The 18,593-nt window shown below is 65.6% G+C and carries 20 protein-coding genes; 11 read left to right on the forward strand and 9 right to left on the reverse strand.

Features of this window, described 5'->3' with window-relative positions:
- Positions 1 to 112 precede the first annotated feature (112 nt).
- Entirely contained in the window at positions 113 to 1,234 is a 1,122-nt protein-coding gene (locus PSV26_RS10930) for an SAM-dependent methyltransferase (protein ID WP_300570537.1), read from the reverse strand.
- Positions 1,235 to 1,301: 67 nt separating this feature from the next.
- Between PSV26_RS10930 and PSV26_RS10935 the strand changes: the two genes are divergently transcribed.
- From PSV26_RS10935 to PSV26_RS10970, 8 genes are all read left to right on the forward strand, one after another.
- Positions 1,302 to 2,096 (forward strand): SDR family oxidoreductase, encoded by a 795-nt coding sequence (locus PSV26_RS10935; RefSeq protein ID WP_300570540.1) that lies wholly within the window; start codon positions 1,302 to 1,304, stop codon positions 2,094 to 2,096.
- Between the two features lie 50 nt (positions 2,097 to 2,146).
- Positions 2,147 to 2,518 carry a dihydroneopterin aldolase gene (locus tag PSV26_RS10940; protein ID WP_077593271.1) on the forward strand — a complete coding sequence of 124 codons (372 nt, stop codon included), beginning with the start codon at positions 2,147 to 2,149 and terminating at the stop codon, positions 2,516 to 2,518.
- A 51-nt stretch (positions 2,519 to 2,569) separates the two neighbouring features.
- Positions 2,570 to 3,502: a tRNA 2-thiocytidine(32) synthetase TtcA gene (ttcA, locus tag PSV26_RS10945; protein ID WP_300512438.1), complete on the forward strand. Its 933-nt coding sequence runs from the start codon at positions 2,570 to 2,572 to the stop codon at positions 3,500 to 3,502.
- A gap of 29 nt (positions 3,503 to 3,531) precedes the next feature.
- Positions 3,532 to 4,158 (forward strand): DUF4136 domain-containing protein, encoded by a 627-nt coding sequence (locus tag PSV26_RS10950; protein WP_300570543.1) that lies wholly within the window; start codon positions 3,532 to 3,534, stop codon positions 4,156 to 4,158.
- Positions 4,155 to 4,796, forward strand: a complete 642-nt coding sequence (locus tag PSV26_RS10955; protein ID WP_300570545.1) for a histidine phosphatase family protein — start codon at positions 4,155 to 4,157, stop codon at positions 4,794 to 4,796. The genes PSV26_RS10950 and PSV26_RS10955 overlap by 4 nt, the downstream gene beginning before the upstream one ends.
- Positions 4,796 to 5,923, forward strand: coding sequence for a DSD1 family PLP-dependent enzyme (locus PSV26_RS10960; protein ID WP_300570548.1), 1,128 nt, complete (start codon positions 4,796 to 4,798; stop codon positions 5,921 to 5,923). Before PSV26_RS10955 ends, PSV26_RS10960 begins: the two co-directional genes overlap by 1 nt.
- Positions 5,924 to 5,942: 19 nt before the next feature.
- The gene (locus PSV26_RS10965; protein ID WP_300570550.1) at positions 5,943 to 7,667 is read left to right on the forward strand and encodes a lysoplasmalogenase family protein; all 1,725 of its coding nucleotides are present in this window, start codon (positions 5,943 to 5,945) and stop codon (positions 7,665 to 7,667) included.
- Between the two features lie 115 nt (positions 7,668 to 7,782).
- Positions 7,783 to 8,022, forward strand: a complete 240-nt coding sequence (locus PSV26_RS10970) for a hypothetical protein (RefSeq protein ID WP_300512238.1) — start codon at positions 7,783 to 7,785, stop codon at positions 8,020 to 8,022.
- A gap of 36 nt (positions 8,023 to 8,058) precedes the next feature.
- Here PSV26_RS10970 and PSV26_RS10975 read toward each other — a convergent pair whose 3' ends face one another.
- The 6 genes from PSV26_RS10975 to ruvA all read right to left on the reverse strand — a co-directional run bounded on the left by PSV26_RS10975 (position 8,059) and on the right by ruvA (position 14,518).
- Complete coding sequence (locus tag PSV26_RS10975) at positions 8,059 to 8,799, reverse strand: hypothetical protein (protein WP_300570552.1); 741 nt, start codon at positions 8,797 to 8,799, stop codon at positions 8,059 to 8,061.
- A 790-nt stretch (positions 8,800 to 9,589) separates the two neighbouring features.
- Positions 9,590 to 10,321 (reverse strand): ABC transporter ATP-binding protein, encoded by a 732-nt coding sequence (locus PSV26_RS10980; RefSeq protein ID WP_300512242.1) that lies wholly within the window; start codon positions 10,319 to 10,321, stop codon positions 9,590 to 9,592.
- 4 nt (positions 10,322 to 10,325) lie between these two features.
- Complete coding sequence (locus PSV26_RS10985; protein WP_300570555.1) at positions 10,326 to 11,552, reverse strand: FtsX-like permease family protein; 1,227 nt, start codon at positions 11,550 to 11,552, stop codon at positions 10,326 to 10,328.
- Between the two features lie 6 nt (positions 11,553 to 11,558).
- A complete protein-coding gene (locus tag PSV26_RS10990; protein ID WP_300570558.1) occupies positions 11,559 to 12,863 on the reverse strand; it encodes an efflux RND transporter periplasmic adaptor subunit in 1,305 nt (434 codons plus the stop codon).
- A 7-nt stretch (positions 12,864 to 12,870) separates the two neighbouring features.
- Complete coding sequence (gene ruvB / locus PSV26_RS10995) at positions 12,871 to 13,944, reverse strand: Holliday junction branch migration DNA helicase RuvB (protein ID WP_300570561.1); 1,074 nt, start codon at positions 13,942 to 13,944, stop codon at positions 12,871 to 12,873.
- A gap of 1 nt (position 13,945) precedes the next feature.
- Positions 13,946 to 14,518, reverse strand: coding sequence for a Holliday junction branch migration protein RuvA (gene ruvA / locus PSV26_RS11000; protein WP_300570564.1), 573 nt, complete (start codon positions 14,516 to 14,518; stop codon positions 13,946 to 13,948).
- Between the two features lie 116 nt (positions 14,519 to 14,634).
- Here ruvA and PSV26_RS11005 point away from each other — a divergent pair, with 116 nt between their 5' ends.
- The 3 genes from PSV26_RS11005 to PSV26_RS11015 all read left to right on the forward strand — a co-directional run bounded on the left by PSV26_RS11005 (position 14,635) and on the right by PSV26_RS11015 (position 17,209).
- Positions 14,635 to 15,648 (forward strand): PhoH family protein, encoded by a 1,014-nt coding sequence (locus PSV26_RS11005; protein WP_300570567.1) that lies wholly within the window; start codon positions 14,635 to 14,637, stop codon positions 15,646 to 15,648.
- The gene (gene ybeY, locus PSV26_RS11010) at positions 15,638 to 16,090 is read left to right on the forward strand and encodes an rRNA maturation RNase YbeY (RefSeq protein ID WP_300570570.1); all 453 of its coding nucleotides are present in this window, start codon (positions 15,638 to 15,640) and stop codon (positions 16,088 to 16,090) included. The genes PSV26_RS11005 and ybeY overlap by 11 nt, the downstream gene beginning before the upstream one ends.
- A gap of 84 nt (positions 16,091 to 16,174) precedes the next feature.
- The gene (locus PSV26_RS11015) at positions 16,175 to 17,209 is read left to right on the forward strand and encodes a peptidoglycan DD-metalloendopeptidase family protein (RefSeq protein WP_300570573.1); all 1,035 of its coding nucleotides are present in this window, start codon (positions 16,175 to 16,177) and stop codon (positions 17,207 to 17,209) included.
- 10 nt (positions 17,210 to 17,219) lie between these two features.
- On the opposite strand, the gene dtd is transcribed toward PSV26_RS11015, so the two are convergent.
- Entirely contained in the window at positions 17,220 to 17,669 is a 450-nt protein-coding gene (gene dtd / locus PSV26_RS11020; protein ID WP_300570576.1) for a D-aminoacyl-tRNA deacylase, read from the reverse strand.
- Positions 17,666 to 18,580: a cation diffusion facilitator family transporter gene (locus PSV26_RS11025; protein ID WP_300570578.1), complete on the reverse strand. Its 915-nt coding sequence runs from the start codon at positions 18,578 to 18,580 to the stop codon at positions 17,666 to 17,668. Before PSV26_RS11025 ends, dtd begins: the two co-directional genes overlap by 4 nt.
- Positions 18,581 to 18,593: the final 13 nt, after the last annotated feature.

The raw sequence follows: 18,593 nt of genomic DNA on the forward strand, positions 1-18,593 counted from the left end.
TTCTTTTTGGCGACGCAAAAAGAAAGTAAGTTGCCGCCGGGCAACCCCCGGCTTGTTGGCACATCGCCAACGCAGGAGGGAAAGACACCTTCAACAAGCTCTGCACAACCCGCTACAAGGTATGGCTTCTGTCGCCTTGCGCAAACCCCAGCGCCTGCCAGCCATTCCACGGACAGTCCTTCGAGTCAACGGCAAAACCGATGACCTTGAACAGCTCACCCATCTCATGTTCATTGATCAGTTTCTGCACCATGACGCGCTCGGCCAGCGGTGCGTCTTCCATGCCGTCGAGCACACCGCAATTGAGCAGAAAGCGCGCCTGGCTGGTGTAACCGAGCACCTGGAAACCGGCCTCCTGCCCGGCCAGCGCGATGCCGCTGAAGTTGACGTGCGCGGTGATGTCTTTTTCGCCCACGTCCTGGAGAGCATCGGCGTCCAGCAAGTGAGCGCGGTGGCACATCACCGTGCCCATGCTGCGCTGCGGGTGGTAATACTCGTGTTCGGGGAAGCCGTAGTCCAGCAAAAACACCGCACCGGCCTGCAACCGGTCGGCCAGGGTGCGCACAAAGGCCTCGGCCTGCGGGTGGATCTCGGTCAGGTAGTCGTGGCCGCCGGCCACCTCGAGCGGCGGCCGAAGCGCGGTCGGCTGATCCGCCGGCACAAAAGCGCCGTTGTGAACGGCGACGCCGCGCTCCTGCCAGACGCCGTCCACACGGGCCAGCAGTTGCACCGGCATGGCGTCCAGGACCTCGTTGCCGACCACCACGCCCTGCATCTGCGCCGGCAGTTCGCTGACCCAGCGCACCGTGTCGCCCCAGGCCGCCAGGCGCTCGCGCTGGCGGGCCTGCAGGCTGCCGGACAGATCGACGATGGTGTAGCGCTTGACCTGCGGGCCGAGGGCGCCCAGCAATTGCTGCGCAAGGGCGCCCGAGCCCGCGCCGAACTCCCAGACGTCGGTCGTGCCCGTGGCCTGCAGCGCCTGCGCCAGCTGCCGCGCCAGCGCCTGGCCAAAACGCGGCGACAGCTCGGGTGCGGTGACAAAATCGCTGCCGCCGCCCTTCACGCCAGCGGGCATCAGGCCGAATTTACGGGAATCGTTGGCGTAGTAGCCCAGACCCGGGGTGTACAGGGCCAGCGCCATGAAGCGGTCAAAACCGATCCAGCCACCGGCCGCGCTGATGGCCCCGCGGATGTGGCCGGCCAGGGGGCTCGTTAAACTAGGGGGTGTCGTCATGGGGGAGGTGCTCACCCCCCGGATTGTCGGCGATTGCCCTGCCTCCAGCTTCCCCACCCTTCACCTCATGAACCCAGCGTCTCCCGCCCCTGTTGTTCTCGTTACCGGCGCCGCCAGGCGGCTGGGCCGCGAGATCGCGCTTGCGCTGGCAGCCAGCGGCTGGCGCGTGGCCGTGCACTACCGGAGCTCGAAGGAAGACGCTATCAAAACAGTAGCTGACTGCGCAGAATTGGCGGGGGATTCAGCCTCTTTTTGTGCAGATCTTGACGACGAGGCGGCAGTCCGCGGGCTGTTGCCGCAGGTGGTCCAGCACTTCGGTCAGGTGGATGCCGTGGTCAACAGCGCCTCCACCTTCGAACACGACAGCGCCGCCAGTTTCAGTTTTGCGTCCCTTGAAAAACACATGCGCAGCAATACCGGCGCAGCGATTGTGCTGGCGCAGGCCCTGCATGCCCACGTGCTGGCTCGGCAGACCCTTGGCGCGGTCCCCGAGCAAACCGGCCGGTTTGCGGTCGTCAACCTGCTGGACCAGAAACTATGGAACCCCAACCCCGATTTTTTCAGCTACACCCTGTCCAAGGCGGCGCTTGAAGCCGCCAACACCATGCTGGCGATCGCGCTGGCGCCGCAGGTGCGGGTGGTGGGCGTGGCGCCCGGCCTGACACTGACCAGCCATCTGCTGAGCGACGAGAAGTTCCAGGCCCTGCACAAGCTCTCGCCGCTGGGCCGCTCGTCCAGCCCGGCTGACGTGGCGGCCACCGTCAGGTTTGCGCTGGAAAACGCCTCCATCACCGGCACCACCTTGCTGGTGGACGGCGGCCAGCACCTGATGAAATTCGAGCGCGATTTCTCACTGATGTGAGCGCACCCTCCTACACCGCCACCTTGCCCTCCATGCAGACTGACCTCACCATGTTCAACACCCGTGGCACCCAGATCCTGACGCTGACCGGCCTGCGCTTCGACGCCAACCTGGGCATCCTGGAGCAGGAAAAAAACGCGCCGCAACCTATCCAGGTGGACGCCGAACTCAACCTCGGCACGCAGCCCATGCTGCCCAGCGACGACGACATTCACCACGTGCTGGACTACCGCAAGGTGCGCCAGATCATCATCAACGAATGCACGGCCGAACATGTGAACCTGCTGGAAAGCCTGATCGGCAAACTGGCGCACCGGTTGATGCTGCTGCCCGGCGTGCTGGGCGTGCGCGTGAAGATCGCCAAACTTGAAATTTTTGACGACTGCGAAGTAGCCATTCGCGTCGAGACCGGACAGTGGTGAAGCACCACGCCGACAACCTGAGGTAAATCCATGAGTGCCGTATTGAATGACATGACGAATGACGCAGCCGGTGAAGAAGCCGCGGAAGCTGCAGCAACGGCGAAGGCGGGCCTGAAGATAGAACGCGAGGAGCACAAGCTCGAAAAACGCCTGTGCCGCGAGGTCGGCCGCGCGATTGTCGACTTCAACATGATCGAGGAAGGCGACAAGGTCATGGTCTGCGTCTCGGGCGGCAAGGACAGCTACGCCATGCTGGACATCCTGCTCAAGCTGCAAAAGCGCGCGCCCATCAACTTCGAGCTGATTGCGGTCAACCTGGACCAGAAGCAGCCCGGTTTTCCCGACCACATCCTGCCGCAGTACCTGGAAAAACTCGGAGTGCCTTTCCACATCGAGACGCAGGACACCTACAGCATCGTCAAGCGCGTCATTCCCGAAGGCAAGACCATGTGTTCGCTGTGCTCGCGCCTGCGCCGCGGCATTCTGTACCGCGTGGCCGAAGAGCTGGGCGCGACCAAGATTGCGCTGGGCCACCACCGCGACGACATGCTGCAGACTTTTTTCCTGAACATGTTCTTTGCCTCGCGCCTCAAGGGCATGCCGCCCAAGCTGGTCAGCGACACCGGCAAACACGTGGTGATCCGGCCCATGGCCTATGTGCCCGAGAAGGACCTCATCAAGTGGGCCCAGGTGCGCGACTTTCCCATCATCCCGTGCACCTTGTGCGGCAGCCAGCAGAATCTGCAGCGGGTGCAGGTCGGCAACATGCTCCGCGAATGGGACAAGAAGTTTCCGGGGCGCCTGGAGAACATGTTCACCTCGCTGCAAAACGTGGTGCCTTCGCACCTGATGGACGGCAAGCAGCACGACTTCAAGGGCATACGCAGCACCGGCATGCCGGACCCGGACGGCGACAAGGCCTTTGACGAAGAAGAATTTGTCGAACCGGCGCGACCCGGGCTGGCGGTGGTGTCCCTGAGCTGACCGCGACTACTTTTGTGCATGGAGGCCTTATGAAACGAGCGCTGACAGCTATCATTTTTGCAGCAACCCTGGTGGGACTGCTGGGCGGTTGCGCGAGCACCCGCATGGTCGAGAGCGAGGTCAACAGCTTTGCCCGCTGGGCGCCGGGCCCGCCCGCGCCGGGCAGCAGCTACCGCTTCGAGCGTTTGCCCTCGCAGCAGCAGGCGGACCCGTCCCAGGCCCGGCTCGAAAGCCTGGCCCAGGCCGCGCTGGCCAGGGTGGGCCTGCAGCACAACCCGCAGGCAGCCGGTTTCAGTGTGCAGGTCAGCGCCAGCTCCCAGCCCATGCTGCGCTCGCGCTGGGACGGCGGCTACCCGTATGGCAGTCCGAACATCTTCATCGGCGGCGGCAGCGGCATGGGCGTGAGCAGCGTCGGTGTGGGTTTCGGCTTCGGTTTTCCGCTGGGCGGCATGGACACGCCGATGTACCGGCGTGAAGTCAGCATCGTGATGCGCGAGCTGCGCAGCAACGTGGCCGTGTATGAAACCCGAGCGGTCAGCGAGGAACCCTGGCTGGACACCGACCCGGTGCTGTCGGCCATGCTGGACGCCGCGCTGCGTGGCTTTCCGGTGCCACCGGCCGGGCCGCGCCGGGTTAGCGTCGAGGTCAAGCCTTGACCCACGGGGCGCGCGTGCTGGCCATCCGCCATGGCGAAACCACCTGGAACGTGGACACCCGCATCCAGGGCCAGCTCGACGTCGGGCTCAACGCCACCGGCCGCTGGCAGGCCGAACGCCTGGCCCGCGCGCTGGCGGAGGAACCCATACACGCGATCTACGCCAGCGACCTCGGGCGCGCCCATGAAACGGCCATGGCGATCAGCCGTGTCACCGGTGTGGCGGTGACCGCCGAACAGGGCCTGCGCGAACGTCATTTCGGCGAGTTCCAGGGCAAGACCTTTGCCGAGATCGAAGCCGTTCTGCCGGAGCAGGCCAGGCTCTGGCGCACCCGCGACCCGGCGTTTGCCCCGAGTGGCGGCGAGTCGCTGCTGCAGCTGCGCGAACGGGTGGTCGCCACCGCCGAAAAGCTCGCGGCGCGCCATGCCGGCGAACTGATCGTGCTGGTCGGCCACGGCGGCGTGATGGACGTGTTGTACCGGGCCGCAACGCGGCTGGACATCCAGGCGCCGCGCACCTGGGCGCTGGGCAATGCGGCCATCAACCGCCTGCTCTGGACGCCGGAGGGTTTCACGCTGGTGGGCTGGGCCGACACCCAGCACCTGGACACCGGCACCCTGGATGAAACGAGCACCTGATGCACCTGCTGTCTGACCTGCTGGGCCGCCCCGTCGCGGCCATCGACACCCCAGCGCTGGTGATCGACCTCGACGCCATGGAGCGCAACCTGGAGCGCATGGCGGCGTTCGCTGCGCAGCACGGCGTTTTGCTGCGGCCACATGCCAAGATGCACAAAAGTGCCACCCTGGCGAAGCTGCAGATGGCGCGCGGCGCGGTCGGCGTCTGCGTCCAGAAAACCTCCGAAGCCGAAGCCCTGGCGGCGCTGGGTGTGAACAACATCTACATCAGCAACGAGGTGGTCTCGCCCTTCAAGCTCAAGCGCGTGGTGGCTGTCGCCCGAGAGCTGCAGGCGCTGGGCGGCCAGCTGGCCATCGCGGTGGACAGCCTCGAAGGCCTGCACCGGCTGGCCCAGGCCGCGCAAGACCAGCATGCGCTGGTTCGCGTGTTCATCGAAATCGACGTCGGCCATGGCCGCTGCGGCCTGGCGCCGGGCGCGCCCGCCGTCGCACTGGCCGATGAAATGGCGCTACACCCGGCGCTGCAGTTTGGCGGCCTGCAGGCCTACCACGGCCGCGCCCAGCACTTGCGCACGGTGGCTGAACGGCAGGCGGCAATTGCGCAGGTGATCACCCATGTGCAGACCACCCGGGCCGCGCTGCAGGCGGCCGGCCACGCGGTGCCGCTGGTCACCGGCGCAGGCACCGGTACCTTTGCGCTGGAAACCGCCAGCGGCGTGTACGGTGAGTTGCAGGCCGGCTCCTACCTCTTCATGGACCGCGACTACGCCGACAACGAGCGTGACCCGGCGCAGCCGGTTTTTGAGCACGCGCTGTTTGTCAAAAGCCAGGTCATGAGCGTCTGCGCCAGCCATGCCGTGGTGGACGCCGGGCACAAAAGCCATGCGATTGATTCAGGCCTGCCGGCGGTGCACGGCCTGGCGCTGGACTATGCCAATGGCGGCGACGAACACGGCATCCTGCGCGGCGCGGTGCTGCCGGCGCTGGGCGACACGGTGTGGCTGATCCCCGGCCACTGCGACCCGACCGTCAACCTGCACGAGCACCTGCTGGGCGTGCGCGGCGGTCTGGAACATGGCACGGTCGAGCAGATCATCAGGGTTGATGCCAGAGGCGCTTTGACCTGATTCCCGCCAGAATGGCGGGATGAGCCCTAGTCAAATCATCGTCCTCGCCACCCCGATTTTTTTCCTGCTGATCGCGATCGAGTTCGCCTGGGGCTACGCGAAGGGCCGCAACACCTACCGCCTCAACGACGCGATCAACAGCATCAGCCTGGGCATGCTCAGCCAGATCAGCGCGGTGTTCACGTGGCTGTTTCGCGTCGGCATCTACACCGCCATCTATTCGTCGGTGGCGCTGTTTCCTGACGAAGCCTTCTGGACCACCTGGTACGGCTGGCTGATAGCCCTGGTCTTCTACGACTTCTGCTATTACTGGCTGCACCGCGCCGGCCATGAAAGCGCGGTCTTCTGGGCCGCGCATGTGGTGCACCATCAGAGCCAGGACTACAACCTCTCGACCGCGCTGCGCCAGACCAGCAGCGGCGCCCTGCTCGGCTGGATTTTTTATGTGCCCATGGCGATTGCCGGCGTGCCGCCGCTGGTCTTCGGCGTGGTGGTGCTGATCGATCTGCTTTACCAGTTCTGGGTGCACACCGAACATGTGCCCAAGCTCGGCTGGTTCGACCGCTGGTTCTGCTCGCCGTCCAACCACCGCGTGCACCACGCGGTCAACGACCACTACCTCGACAAGAACTACGGCGGCATCCTGATCATCTGGGACCGGCTGTTCGGCAGCTTCCGCGAGGAGGACGAGAAATGTGTGTACGGCACACGCAGCCCGCTCAACAGCTGGGACCCGCTGTGGTCCAACGCCGAGGTCTACTGGGCCCTGGCCAAAGACTCCTGGCACGCCAGCCACTGGGGCGACAAGCTGCGCATCTGGTTCAAGCCGCCGGGATGGCGCCCGGCCGATGTGGCCGCGCGGTTTCCCCGGCCGGCTTTTGACATCACGCGGCTGGAGCGTTACCACCCGCCCATGAGCCGCGCCCTGATGGGGTTCGGCGCCGTGCAGTTTGTGGTGCTGCTGCAGGGCGTCGCCCTGTTCCTCTGGTACGCCGACAGCCTGCCGGCGCTGCAGTCGGCCGTCTGGCTGGGGGTGCTGGCCAGCGGGCTCTGGGCGGTGGGCGGCGCGCTGCAGGGCCGCCTGACGATGACCGAGGTGCTGCTGATCGAGGCCGCCGCGCTGGCGACAGCGACCAGCGCGCTGGGGCTGGTGGAACTACACCGCATATTCAAGCCGCTGGCGCTTCTAATTGCTCTTGTTTTTGTAGCTGGCCGCGCTTATTCCATAAGGGCTGCAGGCCGATTTGACATATATCTCCTGGCGGGACTGGCCTTTTCACTGGCCGGCGACTGCTTTCTGATGTTTCAGGGCTTCTTCATCCCGGGCCTGCTGTCTTTTCTGGTCGCCCACCTGTTTTACATCGCCCTGTTCAAGCAGGGCCAGGCCTGGTTTCCCAGCCGGCGGGCGCTGGCCGCCACCTTGGGCGTGGGTGTACTGATGTATGCCGTCCTGTTCAACGGCCTCAACCCGGTGCTGCGTTTTGCGGTGGCCGCCTATGTGGTGGTCATTGCCCTGATGGCCGCGCAGGCCATCGGCCGGGCCACGGTGCTGCGAGATAGAGCCTCACTGGGCGTAGCCTTTGGTGCCGGCTTTTTCATGCTCAGCGACGCACTGCTGGCCACCAACAAGTTCGCCCAGCCCCTGCCCCTGGCGCAGCTGTGGGTGCTGGGCACCTACTACATCGCGCAGATCCTGATCGTGCACCACGCGCGGCCTGCCGCTTCAGGGCAGCGGACGGGCTGAACACACCAAGCCGCAAAATGCATCTTGCGGCGATGAGGAAGTTGATCCGTCGGTGCAGGCCTACAGAAGGCGCCCCCCCGGGTTTCTATGCTTTTGCATTTCAACAGGAGTTTTCATGCAAGAGCCATCCACCGACCGCCACCCCATCAGCAACCTTGAATATGACTGGATCACGCTGATCCAGAACAAGGCACAGGCGCTGATGGCCTACGACCAGTACATCAAGGATGCCGAGCAGGCCGGCTCTGCCGAATGCACCGCGTTTTTCCGCAAAGTTCACGACAGCGACAAGGCCCAGCTCGCCGAGGCCAAGGGACATCTGGTCGCCGTGCTTCAGGGAAAAATGGGCAAGTAGGCCCCCGACGCGCTCCGGCCGAACGTGCCGGAGCAGTCAGTCTGCCTGGCACCACCGGCCCGACGCCGGGCACACACTGGCCGGCGCACCGTTCAGCCAGACCTGCTCTTCGTCCAGCAGCAAGGCGGTCGGCGGGTCGATGTCGAAGCTGATCCCCAGTGCGTGCCCGACAGCGGCATCTTCAATGGGCAGCTCCCAGCTCAGGAACACCAGGCTGCAGTCCTGGCCGGGTGGGAAATCGGCCGCATCAAAACCAGCGCCGTGGCGCTTGATCACCGCATGCGGCTGACCGGTATCGAAGACCACCATCGTGCCCCGGCGCAGGGGAATGCGAAGGTCCGCCGCCGGGAAATGCAGGTCCAGGCCCTTGTCCTCGCTCAGGAAAAGATTGCAGAAGGCCGCGCCGCCATACCGCGCGCCGTCGTGGTGGTAGCGTGCGCCGCGACAGGCCATCAGGGCGACGTCACAGGCAGCCAGCTCCACCTGCAGGCCCAGCGCGTGTGTCCAGTCCGACACCGCCTGCACGCAGCGCCGGTAGTCCGGCCAGCGCGCACGCGCCCGCACCAAAGGCAAGGCCTCGACGTCTCCGGGTTCCAGTTCCAGGCGCAGCGAGATCTCCCTTTCCCAGTCCGCCACCAGCCTGGCAGGAGGCACAGGCACATCGACCGTGCCCGACAGCACGACATCACTCACGCTGCGACTGCGCATGGCATCGCCACTGCGGAAATAGGCAGCCAGGCGGTCTTGTACGCGGGGTGGTGGTGAAACGGCGCTCATCTGCGCCAGTGTAGTCAGGCGGCGCAAGCCGCTTGACAAAGGCGTGCCCGCAGCACTGGCCTAAACACGGCAGTTAGCTGAGAATGGCATACCTTGAGCTGAAATCGCGACGGCGACTTTGTCAAATTCAATCTGCCTGCATAAACATGCAATCGATCAAGCCAACTGTATGACTACCAACATCTTTTGCGATTTTTCTGCGTCATGTTATCTGGCAAGGCGCCGTCTTATTCCGCAGTTTTGCGGGATATATCAAAGTTAGACCTCACATACATAGACAACGAGAGGAGCCATCTCATGAAGTCCCTTCTTCTACTCGCGCTTGCAGCGATTCTCGGCGGGTGCGCCACCTCTCGGCAAATCGTCGGACCCAATGGAACGCCTGCGCACGCGATCCGCTGCGGTGCTGCTGTTGCGGACGCCTGTATGGAAAAGGCCGGGGAGCTATGTCCGAATGGATACACCGTTTTGAACTCGCAAGGATCGCAGTACTTGGGCCAATCGAGTACGGGGTACGTCGGAGGTTCGTGGAACCGAAGCGGAGGCAGCCTCTCAGGCTCGTCCTCCTCCATCCCACTAGTGACACCGAACACTCTGCTGGTTGAATGCAAGGCGCCCAAGTGAGGGACCGGCGAGTGAGGTCTAACTCCAACGTTAAATGTTCGTTTTTGTCGGTGGACCTTCTCACACTTTTCCTAAACAAGTTTGCTGAGCCCATACGCTGGTAACTGCCCTCTGAGGACGATCCGGAATAGCCACAATTCCGCTGTTCGCCGGTGATTCTCCGGGATCAACCACCCGGCGCGTGAGTCACAGCCTCGTCGCGCGCAATACGCCCGTCGATCAGCTCGACCAGCCGGTCGCAACGCGCGGCCAGACGCGGGTCGTGGGTGACCACCACAAAGGTGGTGCCGAGTTCGACGTGCATGCGCCGCAGCTGCACAAACACCTCGTCGGACGAGGCGGTGTCGAGGTTGCCGGTGGGCTCATCGGCCAGCACCAGCGCCGGCTCCATCACCAGGGCACGGGCAATCGCCACACGCTGCTGCATGCCGCCCGAGAGTTCGGCCGGCCGCTTGTCCATGGCCTTGGCCAGGCCCACCGAGGCCAGCAGCGCGCGGGCATGTTCTTTTTGTTTGGCACTGACGTGGCCACCGCGCATCAGTGCAGGCAAGGTGACGTTTTCCAGCGCGGTGAAGGCGGGCAGCAGGTGATGGAACTGGAACACAAAGCCCAGGGTGCTGCGCCGCAGCAGGGTCAGGGCCGCGTCGTCCAGACCATGCACCTCTTCGCCCTGCAGCCGGTAGCTGCCGGACGTCATCCCTTCCAGCAGGCCGACGATGTTGAGCAGCGTGCTTTTGCCGGAGCCGGAGGGGCCGATCAGCGCGATGAATTCGCCGCGTTGCACCTGCAGCGACACGCCGTGCAGCACCTCGGCTTCGCTGGGCAGGCCGATGTTGTAGCTCTTGCGGACCTCGCCCATGTCGATCAGCGCGCGGGGATTATCGGTGGCTGCCGTCATGGGGTTACATCCGAATCGCCTGCGCCGGGTCCAGTGCCGCGGCGCGGCGTGCCGGCGCCACCGCGGCCAGCACCCCGCACACGGTGGCAATCAGCGCCACCTGAACGGCCGTGGCCAGCGGCAGTGTGATGACAAACAGCGGCAGCCCGTCAGAGCCGCGCACAAATTTGGTGAACAGCCAGATCATCAGCACGGCCAGCGCAATGCCGAGGGCCGAGCCAAGCGCACCCACCACCGCGCCCTGCACCAGGAACAGCCGCAGGATCTGCCCACGCGTGGCGCCCATGGCACGCAGAATGCCGATCTCGCGGCGCTTCTGCACCACCGACACCACCAGCACGCTGGCGATGCCCAACACCACCACCACCAGCACCACCCCGCGTATCAGCGCCGTGCTGACCGACTGGGCGTTGAGGGCCGATACCAGTTGCGCATTGCTTTCCTGCCAGCTTTCGATCTTGTAGGGAAACTGCCGGCGCAGGTCGCCGGCCAGCACTTGCGCCGACCAGACGTCTTTCACGGTCAGGTCCAGGCTGGTGGCGCCGCCGGGCAGGCCCAGCAGGTTTTGCGCCGCGCGCAGCGGCACGATGACGGTGCGCCGGTTCAAGTCCTTGATGCCCAGGTCCACCAGCGCGGTGACACGCACCGATTCGCTGACCAGGCCGGTCTGCACCGTCAGGCGGTCACCGGCGCGCACGCCCAGGTCAGCCGCCAGCTCCTTGCCCACGATGGCCTCGCCCGGCGCCAGCCGCGCAGTGCCGCTGATCACCTTGCCGCGCAGCCCGACGACGCGGTCGTAGCGGTCCAGGTCCACGCCCAGCAGCGCGATCGCCTGGGTGGCCTCGCCGCGCAGCGCCAGACCGGCGCCCGACACCATGGGGGACACACCGGCAACACCGGGCAGGGCTTCGAGCAGCGGCACCAGCGCCTGCCAGTTGGCGACCGAGCGCAGGCGCTGCGCGCGCGGCTGGGTGTCGGTCAGGGCGGTGGTGCCCGGCACGTCCGGCCAGGCCGGCGTGACCACGTCATCCGGCGCGCGCACGCTGATGTGCGCCTGCGCGCCCAGGGTCTTGGTCAGGGTGCTGCCCTGCAGGCCGCTGATCAGCGCCGAGATGTAGGCGATGACCGCCACACCGGCGGCCACACCGACGATGATGAGCACGGTCTGCATGCGGCCTTCGCGCAGGAAACGCAGCGCCACGCGCCATTCAAAACCAAGCCCGGGGATCATGCCGCGTCAGCGCCCCATGGCGTTGCTCACGGCCGCGCCCGCGTCGGACGTGGCCGCCGCTTTGGCGATCGGCTGCCCCGGTGTCCAGGCCACGGGACGCGCGCGGATCCGGGCGCCGGCCGGCACGCTGCTCCCCAGCAGCACGGCATCCCCTTCGGCCAGGCCCTCGAGCACCTCGGCCGCGTCCAGCGTGCGCAGGCCCAGGCGCAGCTTGCGCTCCTGCGCACGCCCTGTCTCGGCGACCAGCACCGTCGCCGTGGTGGACGTGGCCTGGCCGCGCAGGGCGCTCAGCGGCAGCACCAGGGCGCGTTCGCGCCGCCCGGTCTCGACCTCGACCGACAGCGTCATGTCTTCGCGCAAAAAGGCCGGTGCCTGCTGCTCGAGCGCAAACTTGACTTCGATCGCGCCGCGCTGGGCATCGACCGCGGGGGCAATCGACAACACGCGGGCGGCAAAACGCTGGTCGGCAAAAGCGTCGGCCACCACGGCCGCCTTCTGGCCCGGCTGCAACTGGTCAAGAAAACGCTCGTCCACCTGCGCCGTGAGCTGCGTGGGGCCGGCCAGCGCCAGGCTCATCAGAGCCTTGCCGGGCTGCACGATCTGCCCCGGCTCGACGTTACGGGTCAGAACCCGCGCGTCGGTCGGTGCCAGCACGGCCGCCTGTGCCAGGCGGGCGCGCGCGGCCGCCGTGGCGGCGCTGGCCAGGGCCAGCTGGGCCTGGGCCTGGGCCACATCGGTGCCGGCATCGGCGTTGGCCTGGGTCTGGGCACGGGCACCCGTCTGCTGCGCCCGCGCCACTTCGACCGCGCGCCGGACTTCATCGAGCCGTGCTTCGCTGAGAAAACCCTGGGCCACCAGCTGCTGGGTGCGTGCCAGCTCTGCCTCGGCCGCCTTCAGCGTCGAGTCGGCCTGCGCGAGGCCGGCCTGGGCGGCCGTCCGGCCGGTGCTGCGCAGGCCTGCCATGCGCGCCTGCGCCTGGCGCTCCGACGCCAGCGCCTGCGTCACCGCGGCGCGCAGCTCCTCGGTTTCCAGCTGGACCAGCACCTCGCCCTGGCGCACCTGCGCGCCTTCGGCCACCCGCACCTGCGCCACGCGCCCGGTCACGGTGCTGCCCACATCCACACGCGACAGGGTTGCCACGCGGGCAGAAAACTGCAGGGTCCGCAGCAGCGGCGCGTAACGCAGCTCCAGCACATCGACCCGGGGGCTTTTCTGGACAAACCAGGCCGCGCCGGCTGCCACCACGACGATGGCCACGACCCCCATCCAGATCCAGCCGCGTTTCAGGGAGAGGGTGTGTGCCAGGTTCATGGAGCTTTCAGGTTCCGGGTTCAAACAGGCCGGCGCCGGTTCCGGGCGGTGTCACGCCCAGATGCCGGTAGGCTGCCAGCGTGGCAATGCGGCCGCGCGGCGTGCGCTGCAGATAACCCTGCTGGATCAAATAAGGCTCGATCACGTCTTCAATCGTGTCGCGCTCCTCGCCGATGCTGGCGGCGATGTTATCCAGGCCCACCGGGCCGCCGTCAAAGCGGTGAATGACAGCCTCAAGCAGCTTGCGGTCCATCACGTCGAAGCCCTGGGGGTCCACATCGAGCATGGCCAGCGCCTTGTTCGCGATGTCCAGGGTAATGTGGCCTGCGCCCTTGACCTCGGCATAGTCGCGCACGCGGCGCAGCAGGCGGTTGGCGATGCGCGGCGTGCCGCGCGAACGGCGTGCAATTTCAAAACCGCCGTCTTCGTCCATGGGCACGTTGAGCAAGCCAGCACTGCGCCTGACGATGCGGGCCAGCTCGTCGGCGCTGTAGAACTCCAGCCGCGCGACGATGCCGAAGCGGTCGCGCAGCGGGTTGGTCAGCATGCCGGCGCGCGTCGTGGCACCCACCAGCGTGAAGGGCTGCAGGTCGAGCTTGATGGAACGCGCCGCCGGGCCTTCGCCGATCATGATGTCGATCTGGTAGTCCTCCAGTGCGGGGTACAGGATTTCCTCGACGACCGGACTCAGGCGGTGGATTTCGTCGATGAACAACACATCGTTTTTTTCGAGATTGGTCAGCAGCGCCGCCAGGTCTTTCGGCTTCTCCAGCACCGGGCCCGAGGTCTGGCGCAGGTTCACCCCGAGTTCGTGCGCAATGATGTGACTCAGGGTCGTCTTGCCCAAACCGGGCGGGCCGAACAGCAGCACATGGTCCATGGCTTCGCTGCGTTTGCGGGCCGCACCGATGAAGATCTCAAGCTGCTCGCGCACCTTGGACTGGCCGACATACTCGTCGAACAGCTTGGGCCGCAGCGCGCGTTCGATGGCTTCCTCGTTGGGCGAGGCCGGCGCCGCGGACATGACACGCTTCACGGGCGGCACGCCCGACATGTCGAAGTCGTCGGTCTGGATGGTCATGTCATTTCGCCAGGGCCTTCAGCGCCAGCTTGATGCCGTCACTGACGCCAATGTCTTTGGGCAGGGCCTTGAGCGCCAGCGCTGCATCGCGGTCGCTGTAGCCCAGCGCCACCAGCGCCTGCAGGATGTCCGACTGCGCGTCGTCGGTCACGCTGACCGTGATGCCCATGTCGGCGCCGAGTTTGCCCTTGAGTTCGAGCAGCAGGCGTTCGGCGGTTTTTTTGCCGATGCCGGGCACCTTGATGATGCGGCCGGCTTCCTGCTGCGTCACGGCCTGGGCCAGCTCGTCCACACTCATGCCGCTGAGCACGCTGAGCGCGGTGCGCGGGCCGACGCCGGAAATCTTGATCAGCTGGCGGAAGGCGGCACGTTCGCCAGCGCTGCCGAAGCCGTAGAGGATTTGCGCGTCCTCGCGCACCACAAAATGCGTCAGCAGCGAGACTTTTTCGCCCAGGCCGGGGAGGTTGTAAAAGGTGCTCATGGGCACCTGCACCTCGTAACCCACGCCATTGCAATCCACCAGCAGTTCCGGGGGATTCTTTTCGGCCAGCAGGCCACTTATTCTTCCTATCATGGGCAAATCTTAGCAGTCGTGCCCACGTACCCGCTGACTTGAATATCGGGGGACAATCACCCATCTGCCTGTGTCCCGCCGGTTCTGACCGGTCCAACCGCCCGGAAAGCCTGCATTTGATCCTCCGCCACACTTTCACCCCGCCGAACAACACCCGCATGGGCCACCTGTGCGGGCCCATGGATTCGCACATCCGTACCGTCGAAGCGGCGCTGCAGGTCACGATTGCGCACCGCTTCGAGCAGTTCAAGATCGACGGGCCCAAAGTCAAGGCGCAGCAGGCGCTGGAAGTGCTGCAGGCACTGTATGAAATGGCGCAACGGCCTATCCCTGAGGAAACCGTGCAGCTGATGCTGGCCGGTGACACCGCGCTGAGCATCGCCCCCGACGGCGCCATGGCCCTGTCCACCCGCCGCGCCGACCTGCGCGCGCGCACCACGAATCAGGGCGCCTACCTGGAAAACATCGCCACGCACGACATCACCTTCGGCATCGGCCCGGCCGGCACCGGCAAGACCTACCTGGCCGTGGCCTGCGCGGTCGATGCGCTGGAGCGCAGCGCGGTGCAGCGCATCGTGCTGACGCGCCCGGCGGTGGAAGCCGGCGAGCGCCTGGGCTTTCTGCCCGGCGACCTGAACCAGAAGGTGGACCCTTACCTGCGCCCGCTCTACGACGCCTTGTACGAGTTGATGGGCTTCGAACGTGTGCAGAAGGCTTTCGAGCGCCAGCAGATCGAGATCGCGCCGCTGGCCTTCATGCGCGGGCGAACGCTGAACCATGCCTTTGTGATCCTCGACGAGGCGCAGAACACCACGCCCGAGCAGATGAAGATGTTTCTGACCCGCATCGGCTTCGGCGCCAAGGCGGTGATCACCGGCGACGTCAGCCAGGTCGATTTGCCGCGCACGCAGCTCAGCGGGCTGATTGATGCCGAACGTGTGCTCAAGCGCGTCAAGGGCATTGCGATCACCCGCCTGACCAGCGCCGACGTGGTGCGGCACCCGCTGGTGGCGCGCATCGTGGACGCCTACGACGGCTACAAGGGCAACACCCCGGACATAGCCGACGCTATTGATTCGATAGTGCCTCTCGCCCGTCCCACAAGGACAAAAAGCCGAAATGGCTCTTAACCAGCTGAGCCTGTCGCTGCAGTTCGGCGACCTCCAGGACGCGAAGCGTCACCGTGCCGCCCTGCCGCGCCACAGTGTGGCGCGCTGGATTCGCCACGCGCTGGACAGCGATGCCGAGATCACGGTGCGTATCGTGGACGCCGAAGAAGGCCAGGCGCTGAACCGCAGCTACCGGCAGAAGGACTACGCCACCAACGTGCTGACCTTCGACTACACCCGGGAACCCGTGGTCACGGCCGACCTGGTGCTGTGTGCGCCCGTGGTGGAACGCGAGGCCCGCGAGCAGGGCAAAACCCTGCAGGCGCACTACGCCCACCTGCTGGTGCACGGCGCGCTGCACGCCCAGGGCTACGACCACGAGACGAACGAAGGGGATGCGCTGGAGATGGAAACGCTGGAAATCATGCTGCTGGACGCGCTGGGGTTTCCCAACCCCTACTGACCGGCGGCGGCCTATGATGGCGCCTGAAACTGGCGGTCTGCCCCGGTTTCCGGTGTATCGACAACAACGATAAAAGGGAGTCTCATGAAAAACATCCGCAAAGCGATGCTGGCATCGCTGTCCCTCTCATGCCTGCTCTGCGGAGCTGCCCTCGCCAATCCCCGGGCCGACGCGCTGATGAAAAGCTTCGACACCAATGGGGACGGCAAGATCTCTGCCGACGAGTGGCTGGGCAACAAGCGCCGGTTCCAGAAAATCGATGCCAATGGGGACGGCTTTGTCACGCCTGAGGAACTGGCGACGGCTTTCGACAATGTCGCCGCCGGAGCCGGCCCGAATGGCGAAGCCCGGGAAGGTGGCGCGAAGGCCAATTCGCCAGAACCCCACAAAGTGCCGCTGTTCCAGCTCAAGAACGTCAACAGCCAGGCCTTTCTGAACGGGAGGACGCCGAAAGAGCAGATGCACGCGATCGGCATGCAGGAGAGCGGTCTGACGGCGGTCTTCCCGCAAGGCGGCGGCTGCCACCCGATAGACCACGTTTTCGGAGAAGTCTGGCAAGGGGGTACGGACAAGAACAAACTGCACTCGGGGGCCGACATTCCAGCTCCTTACGGCGAACCGATTCATGCCATGGCCGACGGCGTGGTGGTGGCCCGGGCCGACGGCGGCGGTGAAGGTCCGCGCAAGAACCGCGGCGTGTTGGTCGTCCTGCAGCATTCCCCGCAGGACAGCGGCCTGCCGGTGTGGTCGTACACCCTGTATTCGCATTTCAGCAAGGCACCCGAACTGGAAATCGGGCAACGCGTGCGCATGGGCGAGTACCTCGGGCCGAACGGCAGAAGCGGCGTTCCGGGAGCCAGCCGGGAGCCCCATCTGCACCTGTCTGCCTTCATCAGCGAGTCACCCCGCTATGCGGTGGCAAACGATACGGTGGTGCCGGAAGGCGGCCGCTTCATCGACCCGATCGCCCTGTTTCGCGGCCAGTTGCCCATGGACACGGCACTGATGCGGGACCTGCCCGCTGCGCAAAAGGTGATCCCCGCGGCCTACAAGCGCAAGAGCGGCGAGATTGTGCCGGCTGGCGCCAAGCTGATCTGGCCCTTCCTGTGCAAGGGCTAGCGCCGCTGTTTCAGGCGTAGGGCGGAATGTGCAGGGGAATGGTCACCGGCCCGTCATTGACCAGGTGCACCTGCATGTCCGCCGCAAACTGGCCGGTCTCTACCTTCGGATGGACCGACCGCGCCTGCGCCACGAAGTAATCGTACAAGTGCCGGCCGTCTTCGGGCAATGCCGCACCGGTGAAGCTGGGCCGGTTGCCGCCCGACACATCGGCGGCCAGCGTGAACTGGCTGACGAGAAGCAGGCCGCCGCCGGTGTCCTGCACGCTGCGATTCATCTTCCCAGCGTCGTCTGAAAAAATCCGCAACTTGAGGATTTTGGCGAGCAGCTTGTCCGCCTGGGCTTGGGCATCACCGCGTTCGGCACACAGCAGCACCAGCAGGCCGGCGCCGATCTCGCCGATCACCTCGCCGCCCACCCTCACCTGCGCCTGGCTCACGCGCTGGATCACGCTGATCAAATCAGGTCCTTTTCATCGTCGAAATGCGCTTCCACATCGGAAGGCAACAACTGGATGGTGGCACGCAGGCCAGGCACGGCACTCATGAGCGCCTGCTCGACGCTGGCGCGAACCGCAGCTGCGCGCCCGAGCGTCCAGCTGCCCGGCATGTGCATGTGCATGTCCACAAAACGGCGCTGCCCCGAGCGGCGCGTGCTGATGTGATCGAAGCGGATGGTGTGGTGCTGGAACCCTTCCAGCGTCTTGTGAATGTCGGCCAGCACCTCGGGCTCCACCGCCTCGTCCATCAAACCCTGCGACGAGCGCCACATCAGATGGCCGCCTTCCCAGAGAATGTTCAGGGCCACCCCGATCGCCACCAGCGCATCGAGCCACAGCCAGCCCGTCAGCGCAACGGCACCCAGGCCGACCACGACGCCTGCCGAGGTCCAGACGTCGGTGACCAGGTGCCTGGCATCGGCCTCCAGGGCGATCGAGCGGTGCTCCCTCGCAGAACGGAACATGATCCAGGCCAGCAAGCCGTTGAGCCCCGAGCTGAGCACGGACAGTGCCAGACCCCAGCCCACCTGTTGCAGGGGCTGCGGGTCAAAAATCCGGTGGCCCGCCGCCCAGATGATGGCCAATGCCGCGGCGATGATCAGCACCCCCTCAAACCCGGAGGAGAAATACTCGGCCTTGTGGTGCCCGTAGGGATGCTCGTCGTCGGCAGGCCGCTGCGCAATCGTGACCATGGTCAACCCGAAGATCGCGCTGGCCAGATTGACGAAGGACTCCATGGCGTCGGCCAGCAAGCCCACCGAGTCGGTGATGTACCAGGCCCCGGTTTTCAGCACGATGGTGACGAGCGCCACCACCACCGAAGCCATCAGCAGGCGCTGCGGCGTCAGGGATTGCAGTGTCGGCAGCTTCATGGTTTGCCCACGA

The organism is Polaromonas sp., from assembly GCF_029945685.1.
Lineage (GTDB): Bacteria > Pseudomonadota > Gammaproteobacteria > Burkholderiales > Burkholderiaceae_C > Polaromonas.